Source organism: Shewanella colwelliana ATCC 39565, assembly GCF_000518705.1.
GTDB lineage: Bacteria > Pseudomonadota > Gammaproteobacteria > Enterobacterales > Shewanellaceae > Shewanella > Shewanella colwelliana.
Genome location: NZ_JAEC01000042.1, coordinates 1 through 25,628, shown reverse-complemented (window position 1 = coordinate 25,628; position 25,628 = coordinate 1). Strand labels below are relative to the sequence as shown.

General features: G+C 44.8%; 25 protein-coding genes, 1 other RNA gene and 1 pseudogene. 18 read left to right on the top strand and 9 right to left on the bottom strand.

Annotation, left to right across the window (positions count from 1 at the left end):
* Positions 1-38 precede the first annotated feature (38 nt).
* Both L876_RS0115550 and argH read left to right on the top strand, forming a co-directional pair.
* Complete coding sequence (locus L876_RS0115550; RefSeq protein WP_028764644.1) at positions 39-1,262, top strand: argininosuccinate synthase; 1,224 nt, start codon at positions 39-41, stop codon at positions 1,260-1,262.
* Between the two features lie 67 nt (positions 1,263-1,329).
* On the top strand, positions 1,330-2,700 hold the full coding sequence (argH, locus tag L876_RS0115545) for an argininosuccinate lyase (RefSeq protein WP_028764643.1): 1,371 nt from the start codon (positions 1,330-1,332) through the stop codon (positions 2,698-2,700).
* 163 nt (positions 2,701-2,863) lie between these two features.
* On the opposite strand, the gene L876_RS0115540 is transcribed toward argH, so the two are convergent.
* Positions 2,864-5,416, bottom strand: coding sequence for a penicillin-binding protein 1A (locus L876_RS0115540; protein WP_028764642.1), 2,553 nt, complete (start codon positions 5,414-5,416; stop codon positions 2,864-2,866).
* Between the two features lie 184 nt (positions 5,417-5,600).
* On the opposite strand from L876_RS0115540, the gene L876_RS0115535 reads away from it, so the two are divergent.
* From L876_RS0115535 to L876_RS0115495, 9 genes are all read left to right on the top strand, one after another.
* Entirely contained in the window at positions 5,601-6,680 is a 1,080-nt protein-coding gene (locus L876_RS0115535) for a pilus assembly protein PilM (protein ID WP_028764641.1), read from the top strand.
* Entirely contained in the window at positions 6,668-7,249 is a 582-nt protein-coding gene (locus L876_RS0115530) for a PilN domain-containing protein (protein WP_028764640.1), read from the top strand. Before L876_RS0115535 ends, L876_RS0115530 begins: the two co-directional genes overlap by 13 nt.
* Positions 7,246-7,869 carry a type IV pilus inner membrane component PilO gene (locus L876_RS0115525; RefSeq protein ID WP_028764639.1) on the top strand — a complete coding sequence of 208 codons (624 nt, stop codon included), beginning with the start codon at positions 7,246-7,248 and terminating at the stop codon, positions 7,867-7,869. The genes L876_RS0115530 and L876_RS0115525 overlap by 4 nt, the downstream gene beginning before the upstream one ends.
* Positions 7,866-8,381, top strand: a complete 516-nt coding sequence (locus L876_RS0115520) for a pilus assembly protein PilP (RefSeq protein WP_028764638.1) — start codon at positions 7,866-7,868, stop codon at positions 8,379-8,381. Before L876_RS0115525 ends, L876_RS0115520 begins: the two co-directional genes overlap by 4 nt.
* A 22-nt stretch (positions 8,382-8,403) precedes the next feature.
* Positions 8,404-10,455 (top strand): type IV pilus secretin PilQ, encoded by a 2,052-nt coding sequence (locus L876_RS0115515; RefSeq protein ID WP_028764637.1) that lies wholly within the window; start codon positions 8,404-8,406, stop codon positions 10,453-10,455.
* Positions 10,456-10,671: 216 nt separating this feature from the next.
* Complete coding sequence (aroK, locus tag L876_RS0115510; protein ID WP_028764636.1) at positions 10,672-11,187, top strand: shikimate kinase AroK; 516 nt, start codon at positions 10,672-10,674, stop codon at positions 11,185-11,187.
* Positions 11,188-11,202: 15 nt separating this feature from the next.
* Positions 11,203-12,279, top strand: a complete 1,077-nt coding sequence (gene aroB, locus L876_RS0115505) for a 3-dehydroquinate synthase (RefSeq protein ID WP_028764635.1) — start codon at positions 11,203-11,205, stop codon at positions 12,277-12,279.
* 16 nt (positions 12,280-12,295) lie between these two features.
* The gene (locus tag L876_RS0115500) at positions 12,296-13,732 is read left to right on the top strand and encodes an AAA family ATPase (RefSeq protein WP_028764634.1); all 1,437 of its coding nucleotides are present in this window, start codon (positions 12,296-12,298) and stop codon (positions 13,730-13,732) included.
* Positions 13,733-13,784: 52 nt separating this feature from the next.
* Positions 13,785-14,624 (top strand): Dam family site-specific DNA-(adenine-N6)-methyltransferase, encoded by an 840-nt coding sequence (locus L876_RS0115495; protein WP_028764633.1) that lies wholly within the window; start codon positions 13,785-13,787, stop codon positions 14,622-14,624.
* Here the strand turns inward: L876_RS0115495 and L876_RS22560 are convergent.
* Together L876_RS22560 and L876_RS0115490 are read right to left on the bottom strand one after the other, a co-directional pair.
* Complete coding sequence (locus L876_RS22560) at positions 14,621-14,839, bottom strand: DUF2970 domain-containing protein (RefSeq protein ID WP_081730729.1); 219 nt, start codon at positions 14,837-14,839, stop codon at positions 14,621-14,623. The genes L876_RS0115495 and L876_RS22560 overlap by 4 nt on opposite strands.
* Entirely contained in the window at positions 14,805-15,152 is a 348-nt protein-coding gene (locus L876_RS0115490; RefSeq protein WP_028764632.1) for a hypothetical protein, read from the bottom strand. Before L876_RS0115490 ends, L876_RS22560 begins: the two co-directional genes overlap by 35 nt.
* 214 nt (positions 15,153-15,366) lie before the next feature.
* Between L876_RS0115490 and rpe the strand changes: the two genes are divergently transcribed.
* Genes rpe through trpS form a run of 3 tightly spaced genes read left to right on the top strand, consistent with a single transcriptional unit; the run spans position 15,367 to position 17,746 of the window.
* On the top strand, positions 15,367-16,044 hold the full coding sequence (rpe, locus tag L876_RS0115485; protein ID WP_028764631.1) for a ribulose-phosphate 3-epimerase: 678 nt from the start codon (positions 15,367-15,369) through the stop codon (positions 16,042-16,044).
* Positions 16,044-16,742, top strand: coding sequence for a phosphoglycolate phosphatase (locus tag L876_RS0115480; RefSeq protein WP_028764630.1), 699 nt, complete (start codon positions 16,044-16,046; stop codon positions 16,740-16,742). The genes rpe and L876_RS0115480 overlap by 1 nt, the downstream gene beginning before the upstream one ends.
* 5 nt (positions 16,743-16,747) lie before the next feature.
* The gene (trpS, locus tag L876_RS0115475; RefSeq protein WP_028764629.1) at positions 16,748-17,746 is read left to right on the top strand and encodes a tryptophan--tRNA ligase; all 999 of its coding nucleotides are present in this window, start codon (positions 16,748-16,750) and stop codon (positions 17,744-17,746) included.
* 72 nt (positions 17,747-17,818) lie between these two features.
* On the opposite strand, the gene L876_RS0115470 is transcribed toward trpS, so the two are convergent.
* On the bottom strand, positions 17,819-18,694 hold the full coding sequence (locus L876_RS0115470; protein WP_028764628.1) for a LysR substrate-binding domain-containing protein: 876 nt from the start codon (positions 18,692-18,694) through the stop codon (positions 17,819-17,821).
* A 128-nt stretch (positions 18,695-18,822) separates the two neighbouring features.
* Here L876_RS0115470 and L876_RS0115465 point away from each other — a divergent pair, with 128 nt between their 5' ends.
* The gene (locus L876_RS0115465) at positions 18,823-19,689 is read left to right on the top strand and encodes a DMT family transporter (protein WP_028764627.1); all 867 of its coding nucleotides are present in this window, start codon (positions 18,823-18,825) and stop codon (positions 19,687-19,689) included.
* A 17-nt stretch (positions 19,690-19,706) separates the two neighbouring features.
* Here L876_RS0115465 and L876_RS0115460 read toward each other — a convergent pair whose 3' ends face one another.
* The 4 genes from L876_RS0115460 to L876_RS0115445 form a co-directional block, all read right to left on the bottom strand.
* The gene (locus L876_RS0115460; RefSeq protein WP_028764626.1) at positions 19,707-20,276 is read right to left on the bottom strand and encodes a BON domain-containing protein; all 570 of its coding nucleotides are present in this window, start codon (positions 20,274-20,276) and stop codon (positions 19,707-19,709) included.
* Positions 20,273-20,866, bottom strand: a complete 594-nt coding sequence (locus tag L876_RS0115455) for a phosphoheptose isomerase (RefSeq protein ID WP_028764625.1) — start codon at positions 20,864-20,866, stop codon at positions 20,273-20,275. Before L876_RS0115455 ends, L876_RS0115460 begins: the two co-directional genes overlap by 4 nt.
* A gap of 70 nt (positions 20,867-20,936) precedes the next feature.
* Entirely contained in the window at positions 20,937-21,281 is a 345-nt protein-coding gene (locus tag L876_RS0115450; protein WP_028764624.1) for a YraN family protein, read from the bottom strand.
* Complete coding sequence (locus tag L876_RS0115445) at positions 21,278-23,125, bottom strand: penicillin-binding protein activator (RefSeq protein WP_028764623.1); 1,848 nt, start codon at positions 23,123-23,125, stop codon at positions 21,278-21,280. The genes L876_RS0115450 and L876_RS0115445 overlap by 4 nt, the downstream gene beginning before the upstream one ends.
* An 88-nt stretch (positions 23,126-23,213) precedes the next feature.
* On the opposite strand from L876_RS0115445, the gene rsmI reads away from it, so the two are divergent.
* The 3 genes from rsmI (at position 23,214) to L876_RS0115435 (ending at position 25,246) form a co-directional block, all read left to right on the top strand.
* Positions 23,214-24,056: a 16S rRNA (cytidine(1402)-2'-O)-methyltransferase gene (gene rsmI / locus L876_RS0115440; protein ID WP_028764622.1), complete on the top strand. Its 843-nt coding sequence runs from the start codon at positions 23,214-23,216 to the stop codon at positions 24,054-24,056.
* 85 nt (positions 24,057-24,141) lie between these two features.
* An RNA gene (gene rnpB / locus L876_RS22330) (RNase P RNA component class A) lies at positions 24,142-24,485 on the top strand.
* A 191-nt stretch (positions 24,486-24,676) separates the two neighbouring features.
* Positions 24,677-25,246 (top strand): hypothetical protein, encoded by a 570-nt coding sequence (locus tag L876_RS0115435; RefSeq protein WP_028764621.1) that lies wholly within the window; start codon positions 24,677-24,679, stop codon positions 25,244-25,246.
* Here the strand turns inward: L876_RS0115435 and L876_RS21920 are convergent.
* Positions 25,243-25,628: pseudogene (locus L876_RS21920) on the bottom strand (IS3 family transposase); the annotation flags it as partial. The gene L876_RS0115435 and the pseudogene L876_RS21920 overlap by 4 nt on opposite strands.

The window sequence follows — 25,628 nt, the reverse complement described above, 5'->3', positions numbered from 1 at the left end:
TATTGACGAGATAAGATATCGAAATTAGGAAACAAAAGATGGCGATTGATACAAGTAAGTCTTCAGTTAAAAAAGTGGTACTCGCGTATTCAGGCGGACTCGACACCTCGGCAATTATCCCTTGGTTAAAAGAAACCTATGATGATTGCGAAATTGTTGCTTTCTGTGCCGATGTCGGCCAAGGCGATGCGGAACTTGAAGGGCTATATGACAAAGCCATCGCATCGGGGGCATCAGAGTGCTACATCGTTGACCTGAAAGAGGAGTTGGTAACTGACTATATCTATCCAACGATCGCTACAGGCGCTATTTACGAGGGAACTTATCTATTAGGAACCTCAATGGCACGGCCCATTATTGCTAAAGCACAGGTGGAAGTTGCTCGCAAAGTTGGTGCCGATGCGGTATGCCATGGTTGTACAGGCAAAGGCAATGATCAGGTGCGTTTTGAGGGTTGCTTTGCTGCGCTAGCTCCTGACTTAAAAGTGATTGCGCCGTGGCGCGAATGGGAGGTGGTGAGCCGGGAAGATCTACTCGACTATCTTGCCGAACGTAATATTCAAACCACAGCTTCAGCCACCAAAATATATAGCCGTGACGCTAACGCATGGCATATATCCCATGAAGGGGGCGAACTAGAAGATCCATGGAACGAGCCAAGTAAGGGCGTGTGGACCATGACTGTTGCGCCAGAAGAAGCCCCGAATGAACCAGAGTATGTTGCCGTTGAAGTTGAGGCTGGCCGCATCACTAAGGTGAATGGTGAAGCTTTGTCACCATACAATGCATTGATGAAGCTTAATAGCATTGCTGGGGCTCATGGTGTCGGTCGAATCAATATTACTGAAAACCGTCTTGTTGGCATGAAATCTCGTGGCTGCTATGAAACACCCGGTGGCACAGTGATGTTTGCTGCATTGCGCGCCGTCGAAGAGTTAGTATTAGATAAGAGTAGCCGCGAGTGGCGCGAGCAAATTGGCGCTCAAATGGCTCATTTGGTCTACGATGGCCGTTGGTTTACGCCGTTGTGCGAGTCGTTACTTGGTGCTTCTGAACCATTAGCTAAGTTGGTCAATGGTGAGGTGGTGATTAAGCTTTACAAAGGGCAAGCACAGGCTGTTAAAAAACGCTCACCGAATAGCTTGTACTCAGAAGCATTTGCGACTTTTGGCGAAGATGATGTTTATAATCAAAAAGATGCGGAAGGGTTTATTCGTTTGTATTCGCTTGCGAGCCGTATTAGAGCGTTGAATACAAAGTAGTCATCTTAGTTGAATAAGCTTTAAAAGGGGCGGTTAACGCCCCTTCATTTTATAAGAGGGTATCAAAATGGCGTTATGGGGTGGAAGGTTCAGTCAGGAAAGCAGCGCTCTATTTAAACTTTTTAATGATTCACTACCAGTCGACTATCGCCTTATTGAAGAAGATATTGTCGGTTCTATCGCTTGGGCGGGTGCAATAACCCAAGTCGGCATTCTTACGCAAACTGAATGTGATGCCTTGCAACAGGCTTTGAATGACCTGCTGCTAGAAGTTAAAGATCAGCCTGAATTGATTTTGGCTTCAGGTGCCGAAGATATTCATAGTTTTGTCGAGCAGTCGCTTATTGCAAAAGTCGGTGATTTAGGCAAAAAGCTGCACACTGGACGCTCTCGTAATGACCAAGTGGCGACAGATCTTAAGCTATGGTGCAAAAAGGAGGGTGAGCAACTGCTGCAACTGTTGGGTGGATTAAAGGCTGCATTACTGGCATTAACTGAGCGCGAACTCGATGCAGTGATGCCTGGTTATACCCATCTTCAGCGTGCACAACCTGTTGCCTTTGGCCACTGGTGTTTGGCCTATGTTGAAATGTTTGAGCGAGACATTAGCCGCTTGGAAGATGCCTTAAAGCGCGCGGATACTTGTCCCTTGGGTACTGGTGCTCTAGCGGGGACCGCCTATCCGATGGACAGGCATGCATTAGCGCAGTCATTAGGTTTCTCTGCTCCGACGCTGAACAGTTTAGATACGGTATCTGATAGGGATCATGTTATTGAATTATGCAGTGATGCCTCTATTAGTATGATGCATTTGAGCCGTATGGCTGAAGATCTTATTTTCTTTAATAGCGGTGAGGCAGGATTTATTGAGCTAGATGATCAAGTTACATCGGGTTCTTCGTTGATGCCACAGAAAAAAAATCCTGATGCACTGGAGCTTATACGCGGCAAAACGGGACGTGTCTACGGTAGCTTAGTGGGTATTTTAACCACAATGAAGGCGTTGCCTCTGGCCTACAACAAGGATATGCAAGAAGATAAAGAGGGGTTGTTTGATGTCATGGATAGCTGGGCTATCTGCTTGGAAATGGCAGCCTTAGTGTTATCGGGTCTAAAAGTTAATCGGGAGAATACATTGCGAGCCGCACAGCAAGGCTATGCTAATTCTACTGAACTTGCGGATTATCTTGTGGCGAAAGGGATGCCGTTTAGAGAGGCGCATCATGTTGTCGGTGAGGTGGTTGTTGCTGCCATTGCTGATAAAAAACCGATCGAAGACTTTGCGCTTGAGCAGTTGCAAACATTTGCCAAGGTTATTGGTTCAGATGTTTATCAATGTTTGACCATTGACTCATGTTTGGCTAAAAGAGAAGCGCTAGGCGGCACAGCATTACCGCAGGTCAAGTCTGCACTAGCGGTCAAATTACAACAAAAATAGCTTATTGCTAACTTTTAGTGATTAAAAAACCTGCAGTTGCAGGTTTTTTTATGCTGTAATTTCTTGTGGCATCAAAATTTTGGCGCAATGAAATGACTATTAAAATCTCTTAAATCAGTTGATCATGCCAAAGCAAAACGATTGCTTCGCTCTGGCAGCTTGATTATTGAAAGAGATCTTCGACCGAATTGTCGATAAAGATATCACCTTGGGTGGGTGCTTCGGTTGCAAATTCTGTCGGTTCTGTACCTGCGACAAAATACTCAAATGCAGTAGTGTGATCACTCTTACGGCTGAGTTTGCCTGTTGCTAAATCGATACGTGCAGAGACTATACCCTCTGGCGGCTGCATCTGGACAACGGGTGTATTGGCTAGTGCCATTTTCATAAACTCATTCCAGCCAGGCCCCGCTGTTTTTGCCCCCGCTTCAGCGCCAGATATCTGGTCTTTAGCACCATTTGCATTCCAACTTGTTCTACCCAGTTCTCGACTATGGTCATCAAAGCCGACCCAAACGGTTGTCGCCAATTTAGGGTTGAAGCCACTAAACCATGTGTCACGAGATTCGTTAGTTGTACCAGTTTTACCTGCAATATCTCGACGATTAACGACTCTGGCCGCTCGCCAAGCGGTCCCGTTCCAACCGGTTCCTTTACTCCAATCACCACCGCCCCAAATCACGCTTTTTAATGCTTCAGTGATGAGGAAGGCCGTCTGTTCTGAAATAATCTGCTCCGCGTGACGAGCGTCCACAGGACATTGCTCATTAGCGCTGGCGTTTGCCTGTTCGTTAGCTAAATAGTATTGCTCAAATTCACCAGCCATAGCCGCAAAAGGATCGTCGCTGGCTGCTGGAACATTTTCAATCGGTGCTGGTGGTGTGCACGCTAAGGTTGGCTTTGCCTGTTCAATAGTTTGATCATAGGCATTGTCGATACGCTTAATAAAGTAGGGCTCAACACGGTATCCGCCATTAGCAAAAACCGAAAATGCAGTGACTACCTGTAGGGGAGTTACTGACGGAGAGCCTAAGGCTAAAGATTCATTTCTAGGCATATCTTCTCGGCTAAAGCCGAATTTGACTAGGGTATCGATAGCGGTTTCTAAGCCTGTGTAGCGCATTGTTCTTACAGACATCACGTTAATCGACTGCGCGAGTCCAACACGAAGACGCGTAGGCCCTGTGTACTTGTCTGGCGAGTTTTTAGGGCGCCAAGCAGTCCCTTGACGAGTGTCGGCATTATTAATCGGTGCGTTATTGATAAGTGTCGAGAGCGTGTAGCCTTTTTCAATCGCAGCTGTGTAGATAAATGGCTTGATATTAGAGCCTAATTGCCGTTTTGCCTGAGTCACTCGGTTATACTGACTGGTGTGAAAACTATAGCCACCGACTAATGTTTTAATGGCACCATCGTGCGGATCTAAAGAAACGATAGCACTTGCTACCTCGGGTATTTGTGATAATTGCCAAGCATCGCCATTGTTTCTAATCCAGACCTGTTCACCAACAGTCACCACATCACTGGCCAATTTTGGAGCACTGCCCTGACGTTTATTTGAGATAAACTTACGTGCCCATTTTAATCCCTGCCATTCAAGATTGATTAACTCTCCTGAACTAATAAGCACTTGTGCACTCTGTTCTGCCACGCTCACGACCGCTGCAGGCTGAAGTCCTTGGAATCCTCTTGTCTTTTTAAGGGTGTCGATAATCGACTGATTGCTAGGTATTTGATCTGACCATATTTGCTGAGTTGCACCGCGATAGCCATGACGTTCGTCATACGCATATACGTTGTCTCTGAGGGCTTGTTGTGCCTGTTGCTGCAAGGTTGAGTCAACGGTGGTGTAAACGTTATAGCCGCCAGTGTAGGCTTCCTCTTCGCCGTATTGTGCAACAAGGTAATCACGCGCCATCTCCGAAATATAAGGTGCGTATAGCTCTACCTCCGCCCCATGATAGCGAGCAGTGATAGGGGCCATAATGGCCTCGTCATATTGGGCTTGAGTAATATTCTGTTTTTCAAGCATACGGCTAAGTACCCAGTTGCGACGATTCATCGCGCGCTCAGGATTACGAATGGGATTGGCAGCCGATGGCGCTTGAGGCAGGCCTGCAATCATCGCCATCTCTGGCAGTGACAGCTGTTCGAGCTCTTTGCCGTAATAAACTTGCGCAGCAGCGCCAACACCGTAGGCTCGGTTACCTAAAAAAGAGCGGTTAAGGTAGAGGGTTAAAATTTCGGTTTTTGAAAGCGCTTTTTCAATTTTAAGCGCTAAGAAGATCTCTTTTATCTTACGAATATATGTTTTTTCGCGAGAAAGAAAAAACCCTCGAGCCACCTGCTGCGTGATTGTACTTGCGCCTTGGCTCTTTTTACCTGTAGTGGCCAAAATAACTGCGGCACGCACAATACCAATAGGGTCGATGCCTTTGTGCTCAAAGAAACGTGCATCTTCTGTATCGAGCACTGCATTGATCAATTGTTGCGGCACTTGCTCATATTCGACAGGGATGCGGCGTTTTTCTCCAAATTGTGAAATTAATTCGCCATCCGCACTGAAAATTCGTAACGGAGTTTGCAATTTTACTGTTTTGAGAGTGGTAACATCAGGAAGCTCGGGCAGCACATAAAAATAGGCCGCAGCGACTGCGCCGATACCCAAAAGGACGAGGCTAAATAGAGCGATGGTAATTCGTTTAAACCACTTCACCAGATTATTCCAATAAATATAGCAGGCACAATAGTATATAAGGCGAGCAGCTAATGGTGAAGTAAAAACAGTCGTCAAAAAAATGGCAATTGTAAAAGTTATAAACATTTTGTACAAATATCTATAACGAGTTGATTTTGTGCTAATCTAATTCCTGAAACAATAACAAAAGTGACGATGGACTATGCTTTCAAATTTATGGAAGCGTCAGGCTCCGCAGATGGTGGGTATCGATATCGGTTCTCACGAGGTCAAGGCAATACTGCTGAGTAAGACTGCTGATGGTTATAAAATTGTGAGTCACGCTGCGGTGCCGGTAAAAAAAGGCGCCGTTAATGATCATGAAATAAGAGATGCAGATGCGGTGTTAGAGTCGTTGAGGTTGATCAAGCGATCACTTCCAAAGGCGACAAAATACGCAGCCGTTGCTGTTTCTGGATCGGCAGTGATGACTAAAGTTATTTATATGGATGCTGCATTAAGCGAAGAGGAGATGGAAACTCAGATTGAAATCGAAGCCGACAATCTTATTCCATACTCGCTTGATGAAGTCAGCATCGATTTTGAAACGCTCAACGTAAACACCACCGACCCGAGTAAAGTCGACGTGCTGTTGAGTGCATGTCGCACTGAGAATATCGATGCTCGGGTTGATAGCCTTGATGATATCAACCTTGAGGCGAAAGTTGTTGATATTGAGGGGTATGCTCTAGGGCGTTCATTTGAGCTTATTGCGGCACAATTACCCAATGCTGCTGAAGGCAAAGTGGTGGCGCTGGTGGATATTGGTGCCAACATGACAACATTTTCGGTCGTTGAAAATGGTGAAACTTCCTTTATCCGTGAACAAGCATTTGGTGGCGAACAGTTCACCCAGTCAATACTCTCCTTCTATGGTATGTCACATGAGCAAGCTGAGAAAGCAAAGCTTGAGGGCGACTTACCACGTAATTATATGTTCGAAGTTCTTTCACCGTTTCAGACTCAGTTGTTGCAGCAGATAAAAAGAACACTGCAAATTTATTGTACATCTAGCGGCAAAGATAAAGTGGATCACATTGTATTATGTGGTGGCACATCAAAGTTAGAAGGGATGGCCAACTTATTAACGAATGAGCTCGGCGTTCACGCTATTATCGCAGATCCTTTCTTAGGTTGTTTACACGCGGATGAAGATGTGAAAAATCGTTTGCAGCCTAATATAAATAAATACATGGTTGCGTGTGGTTTAGCGCTGAGGAGTTACTCTCAATGGCGAACATAAACCTTTTACCTTGGCGTGAAGAAGCACGTGAAAAGCAAAAGCGTGACTATTTAGGAATTTTAGCTGCGGTCTTTATTGGCGCGTCTTTAGTTGTGTATATGGCGTTAATGGTTGTTGATATGATGACCGATAATCAGCGTGACAGAAATGCCTACTTGCAGTCTGAAATTCAACTGTTAGAAAAACAGATTGCAGAGATTAAGAAAATACGTGAACGCAAGAAAGACATTGAGCGTCGTACAGAGATTATTTTAAATCTACAACAAGCCCGAAATTTGCCGACTCACGTTTTAGATGAATTGGTTCGCATAGTGCCTCCTGGAATATATTTATCCAGCATTGAGAAAAAAGGCAGCTTATTGTGGATAGAAGGTCGCAGTGAATCGAATAATAACGTCGCTAATATGATGCGTAAAGTGACTACCTCAATGTGGTTGCACGATCCCAATATGCAGTCGATAGTTTCTCAAAATGAAGAGATGCGTCAGTTACAGCGATTTAGCTTAAAAGTGACGATCGGTGATGACAGTACTGGCGATATGAAGCCGGTTCAAGGAGCGAGCAAATGAAACTCGATCTGAGCCAATTTAATGATATTGATTTTGAGAACATAGGTGGCTGGCCTACTCAGGTTAAGGTTGTTTTTGCATCATTTCTGGCAATTCTAATTTTTATAGCAAGCTATTTTTTGTTTATTGCCGATGCAATTGATGTCTTGACCGTAGAACAAGATAAAGAAATTACTTTACGAGATGATTTTAAAGCAAAATACCAATTAGCGGCTAACCTTAAATTATACCGTGAGCAGCTTGCAGTGATGGAAATTCAGTTTGCTGAACTGCTTAAAATGTTGCCGTCTAAAAATGAAATGCCAGGGTTGCTCGATGACCTCACGTTTGTGGCAACAGACTCGGGACTTGGTATTCAGAGCTTAGAGTGGCAAGAGGAGATTCAACGAGATTTTTATATTGAGTTTCCAATTAGCATGGCCGTCAGTGGTGATTATCATGAAATGGGTCAACTGGTTAGTGGTGTTGCTAAATTGCCGCGAATTGTGAGTTTGCATGACTTTGTTATTCAAAGAAATGACCAAGGAATGCTGAACATGCAGATTCTCGCAAAGACTTATCGATTTAAGGAGGGAGCTGAGTTGCCTCCAGAGAAGGGTGCAAAGGGGGCTAAAAAATGAAAAAGCTACCGTTGTTAATCCTTAGCATACTTTTAGTGGGTTGTATGGGTGACAAAAGTGACTTAGAGCTATTTGTGACCACGACCAAAGCACAGCATGTTGCTCATGTTCCACCATTAAAAGAAACACCTGAATTTGAGCATTTCGCCTATCAAGCGGAATTAATGCGTAGTCCTTTTGTACCGCCTTCACGAGAATTAACAGAAGAAGTGATCGATACAACCAAAGACTGTTTGCAGCCCGATTTAAAACGACGTAAAAGCCGTTTAGAAACTTACGCGTTAGATAATTTGAAAATGCGTGGTACCTTGAGTGAAAGCCAAGATATTTGGGCGTTGATAGAAACAAATGATGGAAGTGTTTACCGTTTAGGTCTTGGTGAATATTTAGGTCTTTATCATGGTCGCATTGCTAAAGTAACACCGCAAACGGTCGAAATAATTGAATTAATTCCAGATGGATCAGGTTGCTGGGCTGAAAGAACAAGCAATATGGAACTTACTGGTGAATAAACAAGCGAAGGATGAGGGAATAATGGAATCTTCTGCCGCGAAAAACGCATTATTAAATATGTCTCCTGTTATTAAGGCTGCCTTAGGGTTGGCATTAATTATGGGTATGGCGCCGTATTCTTCAGCAGCGAACCGCTTAGTGGATGTTAAATATCACTCGGTTGTTGATCATCAACTCGAATTGCAATTGGTTTTTGAAGAGAGTGTTACTGAGCCTGAAGTTAATCTCAACGCATCACCAGCTCAAATCATCTTGGGGTTTGATGACAGTGTATCGGGCTTAGAGAAAGATAAATTGCCGATTAACAATGTGGGTGTCACCTCTGTGTCGATGACGCAAGAAAGTGAGCAACTCAAGGTGCTTGTCGATTTGAGTAAGGTTAAGGCCTATCAAGGTAAAGCGATGGGCAATACTTATCGCTTAACGATAAACGATGAGGTGGCTAACCGAAATGAGACTGCATCAAATCCATTTGTAAATGGCATTAAAAATATCGACTTTAGACGTTTAGCAAATGGTGGTGGAGAGCTTCTTGTGAAGCTTAATAACTCTTCAGTTGCCGCAAATGTCGAGCAAGTTGGTGCCAAATTAGAACTGAAACTGTACAACACTGATATCGCATCGGATCTCTTGTATGTGATGGACGTCCAAGACTTTGCCACACCAGTCAAGAGTTTTGAAACCTTCAAAGAGGAGTTGACGACTCGATTACTAATCGATGTTAGCGGTCAATATGATTATAACTACAAGCAAGAGGGTAACCTCTTTAGGTTGAGCATCAATAAGGCAGAAAGAGCGACAGTTGTAAAAGAGGAGAAGAAATATGACGGCCGTTCTTTATCTTTGAACTTTCAGAGTATCTCTGTAAGAACCGTACTGCAGATTATTGCCGATTATAATAACTTTAACTTGGTTACCAGTGACACCGTTGAGGGGGATATCACCCTAAGACTTGATGATGTACCTTGGGATCAGGCGCTTGATTTGATTCTGCAAACCAAAGGTTTAGATAAGCGTGTTGAAGGCAATATCTTAATGGTTGCACCAGCTGAAGAGATGGCCATTCGTGAGAGCCAAGAGCTTAAAAATCAACAAGAAGTGAAAGAGCTTGCGCCCTTGTACTCTGAGTATTTGCAGATCAACTACGCTAAAGCTACCGATATTGCCGAGTTACTCAAAGGGGATGACTCTAGTTTGTTGTCTGCTCGAGGTACAGTAGCCGTTGATGACCGCACTAATACATTGTTAGTAAAAGATACCGAAGAAAGCTTAGAGAATATCCATCGCCTGATAGAAGTACTCGATATACCCATCAAGCAAGTGTTAATTGAAGCTCGTATGGTGACGGTTAAAGATGATGTTTCTGAAGATCTAGGTATTCGATGGGGTGTGACAGATCAGCAAGGAAGTAAAGGGACGTCAGGTAGCCTAGAGGGTGCCAATGATATCGCTAACGGTATTGTTCCGAGTTTAGGCGATCGACTTAACGTTAATTTACCCGCAGCGGTTGCTAACCCAACAAGCATAGCGTTTCATGTTGCTAAGTTGGCTGACGGTACCTTATTAGACCTTGAGCTGAGTGCCCTAGAGCAGGAAAGTAAGGGTGAGATTATTGCGAGTCCGCGTATTACCACGTCTAACCAAAAAGCTGCCTATATTGAGCAGGGTGTAGAGATCCCTTATGTTGAATCTGCGTCAAGTGGTGCGGCAACGGTGCAGTTTAAAAAGGCGGTATTGTCGCTAAGGGTAACGCCTCAGATCACCCCTGATAATCGAGTGATTTTAGACCTTGAAATCACCCAGGACTCACAAGGTAAGGTGGTTGCTACACCATTGGGAGAAGCGGTTTCTATTGATACGCAGCGTATTGGTACCCAGGTTTTGGTTGATCACGGGGAAACCATTGTATTAGGTGGTATTTACCAGCAGCAGTTGATTAACAGGGTCAGCAAGGTTCCCGTTTTAGGTGATATCCCGTTTGTGGGTTACTTATTCAGAAATACTACGGACAAAAATGAGCGCCAAGAGTTGCTAATTTTTGTTACGCCTAAGATTATTTCTGAAGATATCTAATTCACGAGTTATAGACATGTTGGAGCCAGCGAGGAATCGCTGGCTTTTTTATGCTTTAGTCTAATTTCACAGAATTTACTCACTGCCCTTGCGTTTAAGGGGGGTTAACTGAGATAATCCGTGGTCAAGTCTCATTAGAGCAAGGTAACATTTAAGGTCGGCCTGATTTTTCGGTTGGCGTAGGCAAACTTCATATAAGATTCAGACGTAAAAGCAATGGCTGAAAAACGTAATATTTTCCTAGTAGGTCCTATGGGGGCTGGTAAAAGCACTATAGGTCGTCATCTGGCGCAGATGCTCCATTTAGAGTTCCACGATTCCGATCAAGAAATTGAAAGCCGCACTGGTGCGGATATCGCGTGGGTATTTGACGTTGAAGGCGAAGAAGGCTTTCGTCGTCGCGAAACACAAGTTGTCGCTGATTTAACTGAAAAACAAGGTATTGTTTTAGCAACTGGCGGCGGATCAATTCAGAGCAAGGATATTCGTAATAACCTTTCTGCTCGTGGAATTGTGGTTTATTTAGAAACAACTATCGACAAGCAAGTGGCTCGTACGCAGCGTGATAAGCGTCGTCCTCTACTGCAAGTTGATGATCCTCGTGAGGTGTTAGAAAACCTTGCGGCAACGCGTAATCCTCTTTACGAGGAGATTGCTGATGTGATCGTTAAAACCGATGAACAGAGTGCAAAAGTCGTTGCAAATCAAATTATTGAACAGTTAGGCTTTTAATCATTAGGCGGTAGAATGGAAAGGATTCAGGTTGAACTTGGTGTACGTAGTTACCCTATTTATATTGGCCCGAATCTACTGGAGAAGCTCGAATTATTCGAACCATACCTTCAGAATAAAAACGTTCTTATCGTCACTAATGACACAGTAGCGCCCCTGTATCTGAATAAGCTACAGGCGCTATTGTCACCTTTTAAATGTGCTGCACCAGTTATTCTTCCTGATGGTGAACAGTATAAAACCCAGACACAGATGGACAACATTTTTAGCTCACTGCTCTCGCAGAATTTGGGCAGAGATACTGTGCTTGTCGCATTAGGTGGTGGGGTGATTGGTGACATGACCGGATTTGCCGCAGCTTGTTATCAACGTGGTATCGATTTTATTCAGGTACCGACAACATTGCTGTCCCAAGTTGACTCATCTGTTGGTGGTAAAACCGCAGTGAATCATCAGTTGGGTAAAAATATGATCGGGGCCTTTTACCAACCCAAAGTGGTGGTGATCGACACAAGATGTTTAAGTACTCTCCCTGCTCGTGAGTTTGCAGCAGGTATGGCGGAAGTGATTAAGTACGGCATTATTTGGGATAAAGATTTCTTTACCTGGCTAGAAGATAATGTGGAATCGCTAAAGTCATTAGATGAGGATGCATTGAAGTATGCAATTGCCCGTTGCTGTGAGATTAAGGCTGAGGTGGTCACTCAAGATGAGACCGAACAAGGTGTTCGGGCACTACTAAATCTCGGCCATACCTTTGGCCATGCTATCGAAGCTGAGATGGGCTATGGCAATTGGTTGCATGGAGAGGCTGTCGCCGCTGGCACAGTACTTGCTGCTAAAACATCATGTAAGATGGCGCTCATTGATGAGTCAATCGTTTGTCGCATTGAAGCGATATTTAACGCGTTCGATCTACCAACCGAAGCGCCAGATACCATGAATTTTGAACAGTTCATGAAACATATGCGGCGAGACAAGAAAGTACTGCAAGGAAAACTCCGTTTAGTTTTGCCTGAAGCCCTAGGCCAAGCAGGTATTTTTAGCGAGGTTTCAGAGTCCCTTCTTGAAGAGGTTATTGGCCGCGCCTAAATTGTGTGGTGAACAAGTGACTTTTCAAACATCAGTATTACTACCTAGTCAAGAAGCCTTGCTGCACCGGTTGCAGCATGTGGCGCTTTACGGCCAGCAATTAACCGTATTAGTTGGTGATGATGGTGCTGGTAAAACTACCCTAGTCACCGCCTTGGTCGATGAGCTGGAGCATGTGAGCTCCGCATTAGTCACCTGTCCGATGCATGCTGACAGTAATGAGATTCGCCGAAAAATTTTAGTACAATTGTTATCAGAGCCTGTCTTTGATGACGAAATCCCGCTGCCCGAAACCCTGCTTCAGTTTGCAGATGTTCTGCCTCATGCCTGTCATATTGTCCTTGATGATGCTCACCTTATGCCTTTAGCCTTGTGGGCTGAGTGCATGGTGTTAAGCCAGATCGTAGTGAGTGGTAAACAGATAAATTTAACATTGACGACTAACCAAGCCTTTTTGTCACAGTTATTGGCGCAACTTCCAGAGAGTCAGCATGAGTTAGTCCTGCCGATGAATGTCGAAGCCTTGCCAGAAAAAGAACGTGAAGCGCTGTATTACACTTTGTTAAGCCGCAGTGAGCAAACACCTTTCACACCAAGGGATATTGTACGTCAACAGTTACAGCTGCAATCGGGCTTGCCTGTTGAGGTTGTTAATCTGTTATATCTAGCGCTAAATGACACCCCGCAAGCAAAAGCTGTAAACCGTTGGCGGCTACCAATCGCTATCGGATTGGGTATCTTGGTTGCGTTGGCTATTGTTTATGCATTGCTTGAAGAGGATGAGTTTGTCACTCTGGGGCGAGAGAATACGGTGGCTGAAATCCAAGCGAGTCGAGAAAACTATGCTTATGGAGAGGAGCTTTTACATCGCTATTTTGCAGAGCGCCAGAACGCTTTTACCGCGGCACTTGCTGGCAATAAAAATCAAGATTCGGCAAGCGTAACAGATAGCATAGAGCCAATAGAGATCGATATTGATGTCGCTACCAAGGTGGCCAAGAGCGCTAACATCACGACTATAGAAGAGAGTGCATCCGAGCCTGTTACTCAAACTGATGTGCAGGCGGATGCGGTGGAAGTTTTTGCCGCAACGGAACCTGTACCGATTATCCAGGCGGAGGTGGAGGTCATTTCAAAGGCTGGAAATACGATTGATTTGAGTCAACAATCTTATGAGCCTATTGGCTATACACTGCAACTTGCAAGTGTAAAGCAGCTCAAATCTCTTAATCAGGTATTGGCACAGATTGATGCCCCTAAGTTGGTGAAAGTGGCTCGTTATAAACGCCGTTGGGTTGTGCTCTATGGTGAGTTTGCATCAGTCGAACTTGCGCGCCAGCAGGCAAAGCAATTGGTGAACACTAAGGGGATTGCTCAACCTTGGTTAAGAGCTTGGGCAGATTTATCTCAATATGAGTTACAACAAAGTCTCCCGACTCGTGAAATTCATTGATAAACAGAGTACAATCGGAAACTTGTTTTCATTTCGCATTCAATCGATTTAGATGATTAAAAAACAGAGAGCCTTTCTTAAGTGGGCTGGTGGAAAATTTAAACTGGTTGATGCGCTCACCCAACACCTTCCTCAAGGCGACAGACTCGTTGAACCTTTTGTTGGCGCAGGTTCGGTATTTCTTAACACTCAGTATAAGCGTTATTTGTTGTGTGATATCAATCAGGACCTCATCAATCTGTATAAGATTGTGCAAACCACGCCTGAGAAATATATCACCGCGGCAAAAGCGATGTTTACTGATGCCAAAAACGATAAAGAAACCTATTATCAAGTTCGTACAGAGTTCAATCTAACTAGTGATCCTTTTCTTCGTTCGGTATATTTTCTTTATATGAACCGTCATGGTTTTAACGGCTTATGTCGTTACAACAAGAAAGGAGGGTTTAATGTCCCCTTTGGTTCATATAAAAGACCCTATTTTCCGGAGGAGGAGATAAAAGCCTTTGCGGAGAAGTCACAGGTAGCGGAGTTTCGCTGTGTGGGATACGAGCAAGCTTTTGATTTGACCAAGCAGGGCGATGTGGTCTATTGCGATCCCCCTTATGCACCACTGTCGACGACATCGAGTTTTACGACCTATGTCGGGTCGGGATTCAGTTTAGATGATCAGGCTTTATTAGCGAGAAAGTCTCGTCATACCGCCATTGAACGCGGCATTCCTGTATTAATTAGTAATCATGATATTGCCTTGACGCGTGAGCTCTATCATGGCGCGCGCTTTGATACGATTCAGGTGCAGCGTAACATCAGCCAAAATGGCAGTGGTCGTAAGAAGGTTGATGAATTAATGGCATTATATGATGACAGGTATCATAGCGAAAACGATTAGTTTAATACTAGCTTTACGATAAAAATCAGCCCAATAACTAAGATGAAAGCTAACAATATCCCCATTAAAATGAATGGGATTGGTGATTGAGATTGGAAGTCTCTGCTGCGGTTTTGTTCGGTTTGGACACCGAAAAAAGCTGCTAGTGTACTTAATAGCAGCTGATAGAAGCGCTGATTGCTAGAGGCGATTCTGTTGGCTCGTTGGTTTCGCATCACTCAATGGGCTATCTTGATGCCCATGAAGTAACTCTAACAAATCAACAAAATGAAATTGATTAGAACGACTCTTTCCGGCAAACCAATTTGTCCAACTCACATTGTCAGATTCTTGTGCGCAGCGGTTGCTTGGGTGGCTAGCGGGTAGTGAAGAGTTGTAGCTATTATTGCCATCACAGACGCAGGCTGAGTTCGACGCAGTGTCGGTAAGGTTTTGTACACCTACGGCAGTCATCCCGACTACAACAGCAGACACAGCTAAAATAGAAGCTGATTTAATGCTGGCTGAAAGTTTATTTTTCGCTTTCATCTCTACATCCTGTGGATTTTACAAACATCATAGGTCGCCACATTATAGCAAATGAGTTCATATTTTGAACATTTATTTGACTTCAATTTAATATTTGATAATGAATTTAGCTCATTTCTGAGCTAAAGCACGTTTAATGCTCGATAAGCCCTAGAGCGTGGCAAAGCCTATAAGGTAGAATAGCGTATTTCTTACTCAAATTAGCGAGTTCACCATGCGCCCATTTCTAATTGCTCCCTCTATCTTATCTGCCGATTTTGCCCGTTTAGGGGAAGATGTTGATGCTGTACTAAAAGCAGGTGCAGATGTTGTTCACTTCGATGTAATGGATAATCACTATGTGCCGAACCTCACAATAGGCCCTATGGTGTGCCAAGCCTTGCGTAACTACGGCATTACTGCGGAGATTGATGTTCACCTAATGGTGAAACCTGTAGACCGTATCATCCCAGATTTTATTGATGCCGGGGCTTCTATTATTACGTTTCACCCAGAAGCATCAGAACACGTCGATCGCACCCTGCAGCTTATCAAAGAAGGCGGCTGTAAGGCGGGTTTAGTGTTTAATCCAGCAACGCCACTTCATTATCTTGACCATGTTATGGACAAGCTCGATGTGATTTTATTGATGTCGGTAAACCCAGGCTTTGGTGGTCAATCATTTATCCCAGCGACATTAGATAAGCTACGTCAGGTGCGTGAGCGTATCGATGCCAGTGGTTATGATATTCGCCTAGAAGTTGATGGTGGTGTGAAGGTTGACAACATTGCTGACATCGCAGCTGCTGGCGCAGATATGTTTGTGGCTGGCTCTGCTATTTTCAACCAGCCTGATTACAAGGTTGTGGTGGACGAGATGCGTGCCGAACTCGCTAAGGTAGATGCTAAGTAATGGCACAGTGCAAACCTTTTAAAGCGATCGCTTTTGATCTGGATGGTACGCTGATTGATAGCGTACCCGATCTTGCCGCGGCAACCAACGCAACACTTGCTGAACTCAACTTGACCGGTTGTAGTGAAGAACAAGTGCGCAGCTGGGTGGGCAATGGCGCACATGTGTTGATTGAGCGAGCCTTGAGTTTTGCTTTAGGCGAAGCGGTTGAAGCGCAGCGACTAGAGGCAGCGATGCCAATCTTTATGAAGCATTATGAAGCGCATCTGCAACGTCATAGTAAGCTCTATGATGGTGTGATTAATGTATTAGAGCAGTTACATAGCATGGGTTATCAACTAGCGGTTGTGACCAACAAACCTTACCGTTTTACCATTCCGTTACTTGACGCATTTGGGATTGGTCATCTTTTTACGCAAGTACTGGGTGGCGACTCGCTTGATAAAATGAAGCCGGATCCATTGCCGCTGAATCACCTGCTGCAACAGTGGCAGTTGGATAAAACAGAGTTTTTAATGGTTGGCGATTCTAAAAATGACATTTTAGCGGCGAAAGCAGCGGGTATTTCTTCAATCGGCTTGACCTATGGGTACAACTACGGTGAAGATATTGGCCTCAGCGGTCCAACAGCCGTTTGTGACACCTTTAGTGAAGTATTGGCGCATATCAATGACAGCCAAAAAGTAATGGAGCAATAAAACGTATGACTAAACCTATCGTTCTTAGCGGTGCCCAGCCGTCAGGTGAATTAACCATTGGTAACTATATGGGCGCGTTACGTCAGTGGGTTGCGATGCAAGATAGTCATGATTGCCTTTACTGTGTGGTTGATCTACATGCCATCACGGTTCGCCAAGATCCTGCCAAACTGCGTGAAGCCTGTTTAGATACGTTAGCATTGTATTTGGCCTGTGGTGTTGACCCTAAAAAGAGCACTGTCTTTATTCAGTCTCAAGTACCACAGCATACTCAACTTGGGTGGGCGCTGAACTGTTACACTCAAATGGGTGAATTAAACCGCATGACGCAGTTTAAGGATAAGTCGCAAAAGCACGCTAATAATATCAATGTGGGGTTATTTGGTTACCCAGTATTAATGGCTGCAGATATTTTGCTTTATCAGGCTAATGAAATTCCTGTCGGGCAAGATCAAAAGCAGCATCTTGAGCTAACTCGTGATATTGCGACTCGCTTCAACAATGCCTATGGCGACACATTCACAATTCCAGAGCCATTTATCCCTGAGCACGGCGCTAAGGTAATGTCATTACAAGACCCGCTTAAAAAGATGTCGAAGTCAGATGATAACCGTAACAATGTTATCGGTCTGCTTGAAGATCCTAAAGCCGTATTGAAAAAGCTCAAGAAAGCGATGACTGATAGCGATGAGCCACCCGTGGTTCGATTTGACGTTGAAAATAAGCCAGGCGTCTCTAACCTGCTGAGTTTGATGTCAGGTGTGACGGGTCAAAGCATTGCTAGTATTGAGAAAGATTTCGAAGGCAAGATGTACGGTCATCTTAAAGTGGCCGCAGGTGAAGCTGTCGTCGGTATGCTTGAACCTTTGCAGGCGCGTTATCAAGAGTTCAGAGCCGATCAAACTTTCTTGAATCAAGTGATGCATGAAGGTGCCGAAAAAGCACAAGCTCGTGCAGAAGTAACCCTTAAGAAAGTTTACGAAAAGATAGGCTTGCTTGTATAGTCGCCGTCCAACTATTGAAGCCAGCTAAACGCTGGCTTTTTTATTGCCTAAAAGTGAGTCGTTATATACACATTATTCCTGAAGGGTGAGCCAGTTAATAAAGCTCGCGATGGCAGGTTCATTAGTGCGGCGCTGCTTGCAGAGAAAATTAAATTCAAATCCGGTATCAATTCCTGCAAAGGGGAGTGCGATAAGACGTTTTTGTGCAATATCATTAGCAACCATAAAGTCTGATGCTAATGCAACACCTTGGCCCACGATAGCGGCTTCTATCGCCAATAACACATGGCTAAAGAGGTGTTGTTCCGAATCGTTAGGGATCGCAACATCATTGCTGACTGCCCAACGTTGCCAATCTAATCCTAATGGGCCTTCATCAACCACCAATAGCGCTTGTTTCAGCAACCAATTAAGATCGGTCGCTTGGGTGTTGTTGAGCAAATTTGGACTACAAACGGGGATCAAACGTTCTCTATGCAGCAGCTGTTGCCAATAGCCCGTTTGGTTGTTTTGACCTGTAATAAACATATCCGCCACACTGTCAGATAACACAGGATCGTCAGTGATCATATCGAGTCTTATCTGTATGTCAGGTTGGTGGCGGCGAAATTCGCTAAGTCGAGGAATAAGCCATTTCACCGCGAAAGAGCTATAGACGGCGAGGCGCAGTGTTTGATGTTTCTTCCCAGCTATTAGTTGATTGAGACCGCTTAACTCATTGAATATTCTAGCAGACTCTTGATAAAGCAACTCTCCTTTGGGAGTGAGGGTTAGCCTGCGGCCTTCACGTTGAAATAGGCGTTGATTAAAGTGCTCCTCAAGTAACCTGATTTGATGTGAAACAGCGCTTTGAGTAATGCAAAGCTCCTCGGCTGCTCGAGAAAAATGTCGTTGGCGAGCCGCAGCCTCAAACACTTGGATAGCTCTTAAAGGCGGGAGTTTTCGCATCAGGTAGACGCCTCATTATTAATGTGGTCAATAGATGAATTTAATTCATCTATCATAAGAAATCATCATTTCAATTTGCGTTTTATGCGCTTTATCATGCGCGCAATTGAGATAATGAGAATAGAGCTATGCAGCGTAACCTTATCATTGCATTGGGCCTTTTGGTGTTAGGAAATGTATTCACTGCGCTTTACGATGTATCGATTAAGTGGTTGCCAGAGGATGCCAATGCGGCGATGTTCCTGCTATTACGGCAGCTTTCGGCCATCGTGATCATGTTACCTTTCTGGCTCTATGCGGGCCGCCCACGTAGCCAACATATTCGGCTGCATCTGTTGCGAGCCAATAGTGGTTCGCTGGGTGGGTTGATGTTGATTATTGGCTTAATGTCGCTGCCGTTAGCGACGGTTAGTGCGCTGTTTTACTCAGCTCCGTTAATGATTGTTGTCATGGGGGTGTTGTATTTAAAGGAACGTATCTCTATTGCTCAAATCGGGGCTACATTACTTGGTTTTATCGGCATTTTGATCATTTTACGTCCCAGTGAAATGAATGTTGCCGGCTTTGCCGTACTCATTTCGGCGCTCATTTTTGCAGCCAATCAACTGATGCTAAGAAAGCTACCCTCCAGTGAACCTGCGTGCCTGACTGTCATTCACTATAATCTACTCAGCTTACCCTTAGTGGTGGTGCTTGCCGCGGTTCAGGGCTTCGCTGGAACGAGTTGGACTATGCTAGCCGTTGCTGTGGCGAGTAACTGTTTTTTACTGGCCTATCAGCTATTTTGTATCTTGGCCTATCGCCGTGCGCCTGCAGGAGAGATAGCCATTGCCGAGTATAGTGGCTTGTTATTTTGCGTATTTTTTGGCTGGTTGTGGTTTGATGAATGGCTTGATGGATTAAGCTGGTTTGGTGCGGCGCTGATTATATTACCTTCTTTGATACTGCCTAAGCTGATGCAGTTAGCCAATAAGCATAAACTCGCGGTAAATTAAAAAGCGCCTAGCGGCTTTTAGCTGCTAGGCGTGTCAAAGACTTTAATAACCTTTCTTACACCTGCAGTATGGCGGGCGATTTCGGTGGCTAACTCAGCTTGTTCTCGGTCGACAATCCCTAATAAAAATACTTCACCATTTTCGGTGATCACTTTTATGCGGGTGATATCCAGATCATTGTCATTAAGCATTCGGCTCTTAACCTTGGTCGTTATCCAAGTATCGTTACTGCGGGTAGTAAATGAGGTTGGATTACCAATACGGATCTGGTTGTGGATCTTACCGCCAAGTTTGAGTGCTTGGATGGTATTGATCGCTTTGTCGCGTAGCATTGAGTTGGGGGCTTGACCAATCATCAGTACATTGCCATTCATGGCGACACCAGTAATATTGGTTTGATTTTTCAAGTCGTCATGGGCTGCTAATGCGCTAGAGATTTGAAAATCGGCATTGGTATCTTCAAGCTGAGTCGAGAAACTGCGCTCGTCATTGACCATCATTGCGCCGCCAACCGCGCCGACCATAACGGCCCCGGCGCAGCCTTGTAGCATTAACAGGATTGCAAGGATTGGGAGCAGAGCTCTCATGCTTGCTCATCCTGTGGGAATAACGTGCGGTCAATGTTGTCGCATAGGCAGTGGATCACCAACAGGTGAACCTCTTGAATACGTGCTGTCACATTTGAAGGTACGCGAACTTCAACATCATTAACGCCCATGAGGCCAGCCATGGCGCCGCCATCTTTACCCGTCAGAGCTACAATTGTCATATCACGGCTTAGCGCCGCTTCCATCGCTTTAATCACGTTACCTGAGTTACCGCTGGTGGAGATCGCGAGTAAAATATCGCCCGGTTGTCCCAGAGCCAAAATCTGCTTGGAGAAGATTTCGTCATAGCTGTAGTCGTTACCAATAGCGGTAATGGTTGACGTATCTGTGGTCAGTGCGATAGCCGGTAGTGGTGGACGCTCTATTTCATAACGGTTAAGCAGTTCTGCAGAAAAGTGTTGTGCATCACCAGCGCTACCGCCATTACCACAAGCCAAAATTTTATTACCACCAAGAAGGCATTGAACCATCATCTCGGCCGCTTTTTCAATGGATTCTGGCAGTGCTTCTGCTGCATCAATTTTGGTTTGAATTGAGTGAGTGAAGCTGTCTTTAATACGTTCTAACATGTAAATTTCCTTAAAAGCTAAAATTTGTGACTGATATGCCTTGGTTCAAATAAATAAGGCTTTAGGAGCACTAAAAGGCATTGGTGATCCAGTTGATTTCATTTGCATCGATTGCAACCACATCGAATCGGCATTGAGCATCGATGTTATTGCGTTGCATATAATGGCTCGCCGCTCGGCGTAACCGTTCAATTTTGCCCTGACTAATGGCTTGTATCGCGCCGCCAAATTGCTTGGATTGGCGAAATTTCACTTCAATAAATACCCATTTCTGAGCATCTCTCATTATGAGGTCTATCTCGCCAAATGGGTAGCGCACGTTACGGTCTACTAATTTGAGCCCCTGCTGCTGCAAATAAGCTAAGGCAGAGTCTTCAGCCTTAGCACCTTGAGTTAAATGCGCTGGTTGGCTCATAGGGGCCGTAAGTTTCCACGTTGATAGCGACCCCAACTTAACTGGCGGTTAATAGTACCATCAGGTGAAACTGATAATAAGCCACTGCGCCCCGTATATTGATAGCCTGGCAGAGCGCGCATTTGTGCCAGTTTACTAACCAGTTCAAGTGCATCATAGCCCATGATGTAAAGACGCTTTTGGCTGTTATTCCATGTGGGCCATAAGGCAGCGACTTGGCTCGTCTCCTGATTAGGTTCTAATAACCAAGGAATATCACTAATCGTTAAGTTATTGAGCTCTTGAGCGACGCTGCGAGAGTTACTTTCTACTCGGCTTCTACTGGTAGTGTAAAGCGGCACTGGCTCAGCAAAAACGCTAAAATTGACATCGATAAACGGTTTAAGCAACGGCAAATCTTGGCTACTTGCAATCATATAAATGGCATCGATATCCCGGCGTGAGCGAAAATCGGCTTCAATTTTATCACCTAATAAGGCTTTTATGCGTGCTATACGCTCTTTGCTGTCAATGACGCCCAATGACTTTTGCACAGTAACTTTCATCTCGTCACCGCGATTATAGTAATGGATTTCGGCGGCTTTTTTGGTGAGTGATAGCCATTTTTCGTTGAACGCTTCCGCCATACGGCGACCAATATTGTCGTCACTGGCCAGAATTAACGGCTGCTCAATGCCATCATTAAATAGCTTCTGTGCGGCATCAATCGCTTCATCGGTAGGCGACAACGCAAAGAAGAATCGGTCCTTGCTTGGTGTAACCCCATCGACATGATTCAAAAATAGCTGTGGAATTGGCGTGACATCTGTGGGTGCAACACTGGGCTGTTGTTTTTCCAAGGCCAGTAATGACTCCACCTCTGATTGCAACAGTGGACCAATAACAAAGTCAGCACCGTCTTCAACAGCTTGCTTATATGCGATATCAGCGCCTTGGGCAGAGTCATAAAAGTTGACCGATACAGAGTCATCTGGATTGGCCAGATAGCTGGAAATAATACCCTCTTTCACTGTACTGGCAATCGCTGCTCTTTGGCCTGTTAGCGGCAGCAGCACTGCAATGTTTTTTGGTTTGTATGGCTTAGCATTTAGTGCTCTTTCAAGATCGGTCGGTAACTTCACAGCCCCAGGGTGGCTAGGGTTGTCGTGTTGCCAATTACCTAAATGCTGCACCAGAATTTGTGGGTCTATGGCATAATGCTTAGCAATGTAGGCCAGTTGCAACCAACCTGAGAAAATCGGATTGCTGCGGTCTTGGTTAAATGACAACAAGGTTTGCTCATGCAAAGGTTGTAATATGCGCCAAATATCATTGCCGACCTCGTAAGCCTGTTCTGCCGGAAGGTGACGGCTTAGCAGGCTAAGCTGACGAGTTTGTTCAATGGGTTGCTTGATGAGCTGGTATAGACGAGCCTTAAATTGATAATAAGCCACCCATTGCCAGTCAGCTAATTGCCATTGGCTGGGATAATTAAGTTGAGACAGGGCATCATCGTAGGTAGAGGTTAGCTCTAATAATCTTGCTGTTAAGTAGCGATGTTCGGCCAATAACTCGCTCTTTTGCACTAGGTTATTTTTAATTGAAGCGAGTGTTTTAGCCGCATTACCCGTATCATTTTGATTAATAAAGGCGTGAGCGGCTAACAACATTAACCGATCGCGCTGTTCAGGGTCATTAGCTTGGGCTGCATCGGTTAAGTACTGAGAGGGTGCTAAAGGCGCGCTCACCAGAGAAACTTGAGTCTGCGGCTGCTTTACCGGCGTTGGCGATGTGGCGCAACCGTACAAAACAGTTGATAAAACCGCGATAAAGATAAATTTCGTTGTTTTCAGTCTTTTTAACACAGGGCTTCACTCTGGTAAGATGCTGGCTGTAGTTTAACCTTCTCTTACGCCAGACGAAAGTCTTGTGACAATCATTACAGAGGTAGATATGGACCTGTCGGTCGCTCTTTACATTGTTCCTACGCCAATCGGTAATCTTGGTGATATCAGTAGCCGAGCAATAGAGGTACTAAATAACGTTTCGCTTATCGCTTGTGAAGACACACGACACAGCGGTAAGTTGCTGAGCCATTTTGGTATTGAGACCAGAAAAACCGCACTGCATGATCACAATGAAAGAGATAGGGCTCAGTGGATTATCCAAAAGCTATCGAATGGTGAAGCAGTTGCATTGATCTCAGATGCGGGCACACCGCTGATTTCAGATCCTGGCTACCACCTAGTGTCTCAAGTACGTGAGGCGGGCTACAATGTGATCCCACTGCCCGGACCTTGTGCAGCCATTACGGCTTTGAGCGCATCGGGTCTGCCGTCTGATCGATTCACATTCGAAGGTTTTTTACCTGCAAAAGAGAAAGGCCGACTAGATAAGTTAACTGCGCTAGCTGAAGACCCCCGTACGCTGATCTTCTATGAATCACCGCATCGCATCGTTCACAGCCTTGAATCGATAGTGGCCGCGCTCGGCGCGGATAGGCCGGTAGTGATGGCCAGAGAAGTGACCAAGACTTTTGAGACATTTTTGTCAGGCGCGGCTGAAGAGGTATTAGCAACCGTTAAACAGGATCTTAATCAGCAGAAAGGTGAAATTGTACTCATGTGTCATGGACACCGCGTTGATGAGACACAAGATATTCCCACGGTCGCCGTCAATACCCTTAAGTTGCTTAGCGAAGAATTGCCGTTGAAAAAAGCAGCCGCGATAGCCGCACAAATACATGGCTTGAAGAAAAATGCCTTATATAAGTTTGGCTTAGAGCTAGGTTTATAGCCCTATTTCGGTATGCGCGTTGTCGTTGGTACAGCGCGGCTATTATTAGGTGGTACGCTAGACCTCATTAGGCTATAATCCGCGCCGAGTTGGCCAGACAGTTGCCGCGCTCAATAGAGCGGGGAGGAAAGTCCGGGCTTCAAAGAGCAGGGTACCAGGTAACGCCTGGGCGGTGTGAACCGACGACAAGTGCAGCAGAGAGGAGACCGCCAACTTCGGTTGGTAAGGGTGAAAGGGTGCGGTAAGAGCGCACCGGGCGGCTAGTAATAGTCCGTTGCAAGGTAAACTCTACCCGAAGCAAGACCAAATAGGGTCCCGTATGGCGCTGCTCGCGTTGGGACCGGGTAGGTCGCTTGAGCCTGTGAGCGATTGCAGGCCTAGATGAATAACTGTCCACGACAGGACCCGGCTTATCGGCAAACTCTTTGGATGAAGACAACTGCTTGTTCTGCAAGCAGTTGTCTGATTTCTTATCTCAAACTCCCCCCCCTGTTACACGGTGTGTTACACCACTTGTTACACGCTTTTCCATTTCTAAGTCCAAATCTTACTTACTATCTCAGACATATATCTATTAAAAGTCGACTTCGTAATCTAATTCAGATTGTGGGGTGCTTGTCATGAAAGCCGTTTATGGATTCAATCATCTATATCTGCGCAACAACACTTATTACTTCCGCTTTATCTTGCGAAGACATCGAGTGAAGTTCCAATTCACCTTGAGTTTACAATCAACTGACTTTAGTGAAGCCATTGTTTCATGGAAGAAAATAAGCATTGAGACTGCTAAACTGAAAAAGCTTGTACTGGCTTTCCAAAAGCATGAAACTGAAGAGATTGATCGATTAGTAAATGGATTTAAAGTCAGTATGCAAAAACAGCTCAAGATGCACCACATTGACCCTATCGTTGCAGAGTTAGAGCAGTCTTATAATGACAATGCCCACCTACTTAAGGTACTAGGCAAGAATTGCCCATTAGGTTTCCCTGACAGCTTTCACCATGCTTATAAGTCAATATATGAAGATGGATGCAGTATTTCGTCAGATCAAAAACTGGTGGAATATGTAGGTGGTTTATCTAGTGTTGAAAAATCTGCTTTTATACAGTTTTTAGCAAGTGTTCTTGTTCGTTTCACCGAAGAAGAACACGAGGTTAATAACCAAGGTGGTAAGCCCCTAATTTCTTAGACACTTAACTGTTTCTCAAAGTGCTGCTTTTCGAACTGCACAGGAGACAGTCCTTTATTACTACCATGACGACGCACTGGATTATAGAAATATTCTATATAGTTAAATATTTCTGAGCGAGCTTAATCTCTGTTTTTATAGATTTTTCTCTTCACCCTATCTTTCTTTAGCAATGAGAAAAAGCTTTCCGCAACAGCATTATCGTGACAGTTTCCTCGTCGACTCATACTGGCTTCTAAGTTGTGTTCCTTTAAGAAACTACGCCAATCAGAGCAGGTATATTGCACTCCCTGATCGGAATGTATCAGCACTTTAGATTTCGGTGAACGTCGCCAGATGGCCATTAATAGTGCATCAATTACCAAGTCAGCTTTAGGGGTAT

Excerpts from the sequence above, each read along its gene's own strand:
- L876_RS0115550 (WP_028764644.1), top strand. The coding sequence starts at position 39 with ATGGCGATTGATACAAGTAAGTCTTCAGTTAAAAAAGTGGTACTCGCG.
- argH (WP_028764643.1), top strand. The coding sequence starts at position 1,330 with ATGGCGTTATGGGGTGGAAGGTTCAGTCAGGAAAGCAGCGCTCTATTT.
- L876_RS0115535 (WP_028764641.1), top strand. The coding sequence starts at position 5,601 with ATGCTTTCAAATTTATGGAAGCGTCAGGCTCCGCAGATGGTGGGTATC.
- L876_RS0115530 (WP_028764640.1), top strand. The coding sequence starts at position 6,668 with ATGGCGAACATAAACCTTTTACCTTGGCGTGAAGAAGCACGTGAAAAG.
- L876_RS0115525 (WP_028764639.1), top strand. The coding sequence starts at position 7,246 with ATGAAACTCGATCTGAGCCAATTTAATGATATTGATTTTGAGAACATA.
- L876_RS0115520 (WP_028764638.1), top strand. The coding sequence starts at position 7,866 with ATGAAAAAGCTACCGTTGTTAATCCTTAGCATACTTTTAGTGGGTTGT.
- L876_RS0115515 (WP_028764637.1), top strand. The coding sequence starts at position 8,404 with ATGGAATCTTCTGCCGCGAAAAACGCATTATTAAATATGTCTCCTGTT.
- aroK (WP_028764636.1), top strand. The coding sequence starts at position 10,672 with ATGGCTGAAAAACGTAATATTTTCCTAGTAGGTCCTATGGGGGCTGGT.
- aroB (WP_028764635.1), top strand. The coding sequence starts at position 11,203 with ATGGAAAGGATTCAGGTTGAACTTGGTGTACGTAGTTACCCTATTTAT.
- L876_RS0115495 (WP_028764633.1), top strand. The coding sequence starts at position 13,785 with ATGATTAAAAAACAGAGAGCCTTTCTTAAGTGGGCTGGTGGAAAATTT.
- L876_RS22560 (WP_081730729.1), bottom strand. The coding sequence starts at position 14,839 with ATGCGAAACCAACGAGCCAACAGAATCGCCTCTAGCAATCAGCGCTTC.
- L876_RS0115490 (WP_028764632.1), bottom strand. The coding sequence starts at position 15,152 with ATGAAAGCGAAAAATAAACTTTCAGCCAGCATTAAATCAGCTTCTATT.
- rpe (WP_028764631.1), top strand. The coding sequence starts at position 15,367 with ATGCGCCCATTTCTAATTGCTCCCTCTATCTTATCTGCCGATTTTGCC.
- L876_RS0115480 (WP_028764630.1), top strand. The coding sequence starts at position 16,044 with ATGGCACAGTGCAAACCTTTTAAAGCGATCGCTTTTGATCTGGATGGT.
- trpS (WP_028764629.1), top strand. The coding sequence starts at position 16,748 with ATGACTAAACCTATCGTTCTTAGCGGTGCCCAGCCGTCAGGTGAATTA.
- L876_RS0115470 (WP_028764628.1), bottom strand. The coding sequence starts at position 18,694 with ATGCGAAAACTCCCGCCTTTAAGAGCTATCCAAGTGTTTGAGGCTGCG.
- L876_RS0115465 (WP_028764627.1), top strand. The coding sequence starts at position 18,823 with ATGCAGCGTAACCTTATCATTGCATTGGGCCTTTTGGTGTTAGGAAAT.
- L876_RS0115460 (WP_028764626.1), bottom strand. The coding sequence starts at position 20,276 with ATGAGAGCTCTGCTCCCAATCCTTGCAATCCTGTTAATGCTACAAGGC.
- L876_RS0115455 (WP_028764625.1), bottom strand. The coding sequence starts at position 20,866 with ATGTTAGAACGTATTAAAGACAGCTTCACTCACTCAATTCAAACCAAA.
- L876_RS0115450 (WP_028764624.1), bottom strand. The coding sequence starts at position 21,281 with ATGAGCCAACCAGCGCATTTAACTCAAGGTGCTAAGGCTGAAGACTCT.
- rsmI (WP_028764622.1), top strand. The coding sequence starts at position 23,214 with ATGGACCTGTCGGTCGCTCTTTACATTGTTCCTACGCCAATCGGTAAT.
- L876_RS0115435 (WP_028764621.1), top strand. The coding sequence starts at position 24,677 with ATGAAAGCCGTTTATGGATTCAATCATCTATATCTGCGCAACAACACT.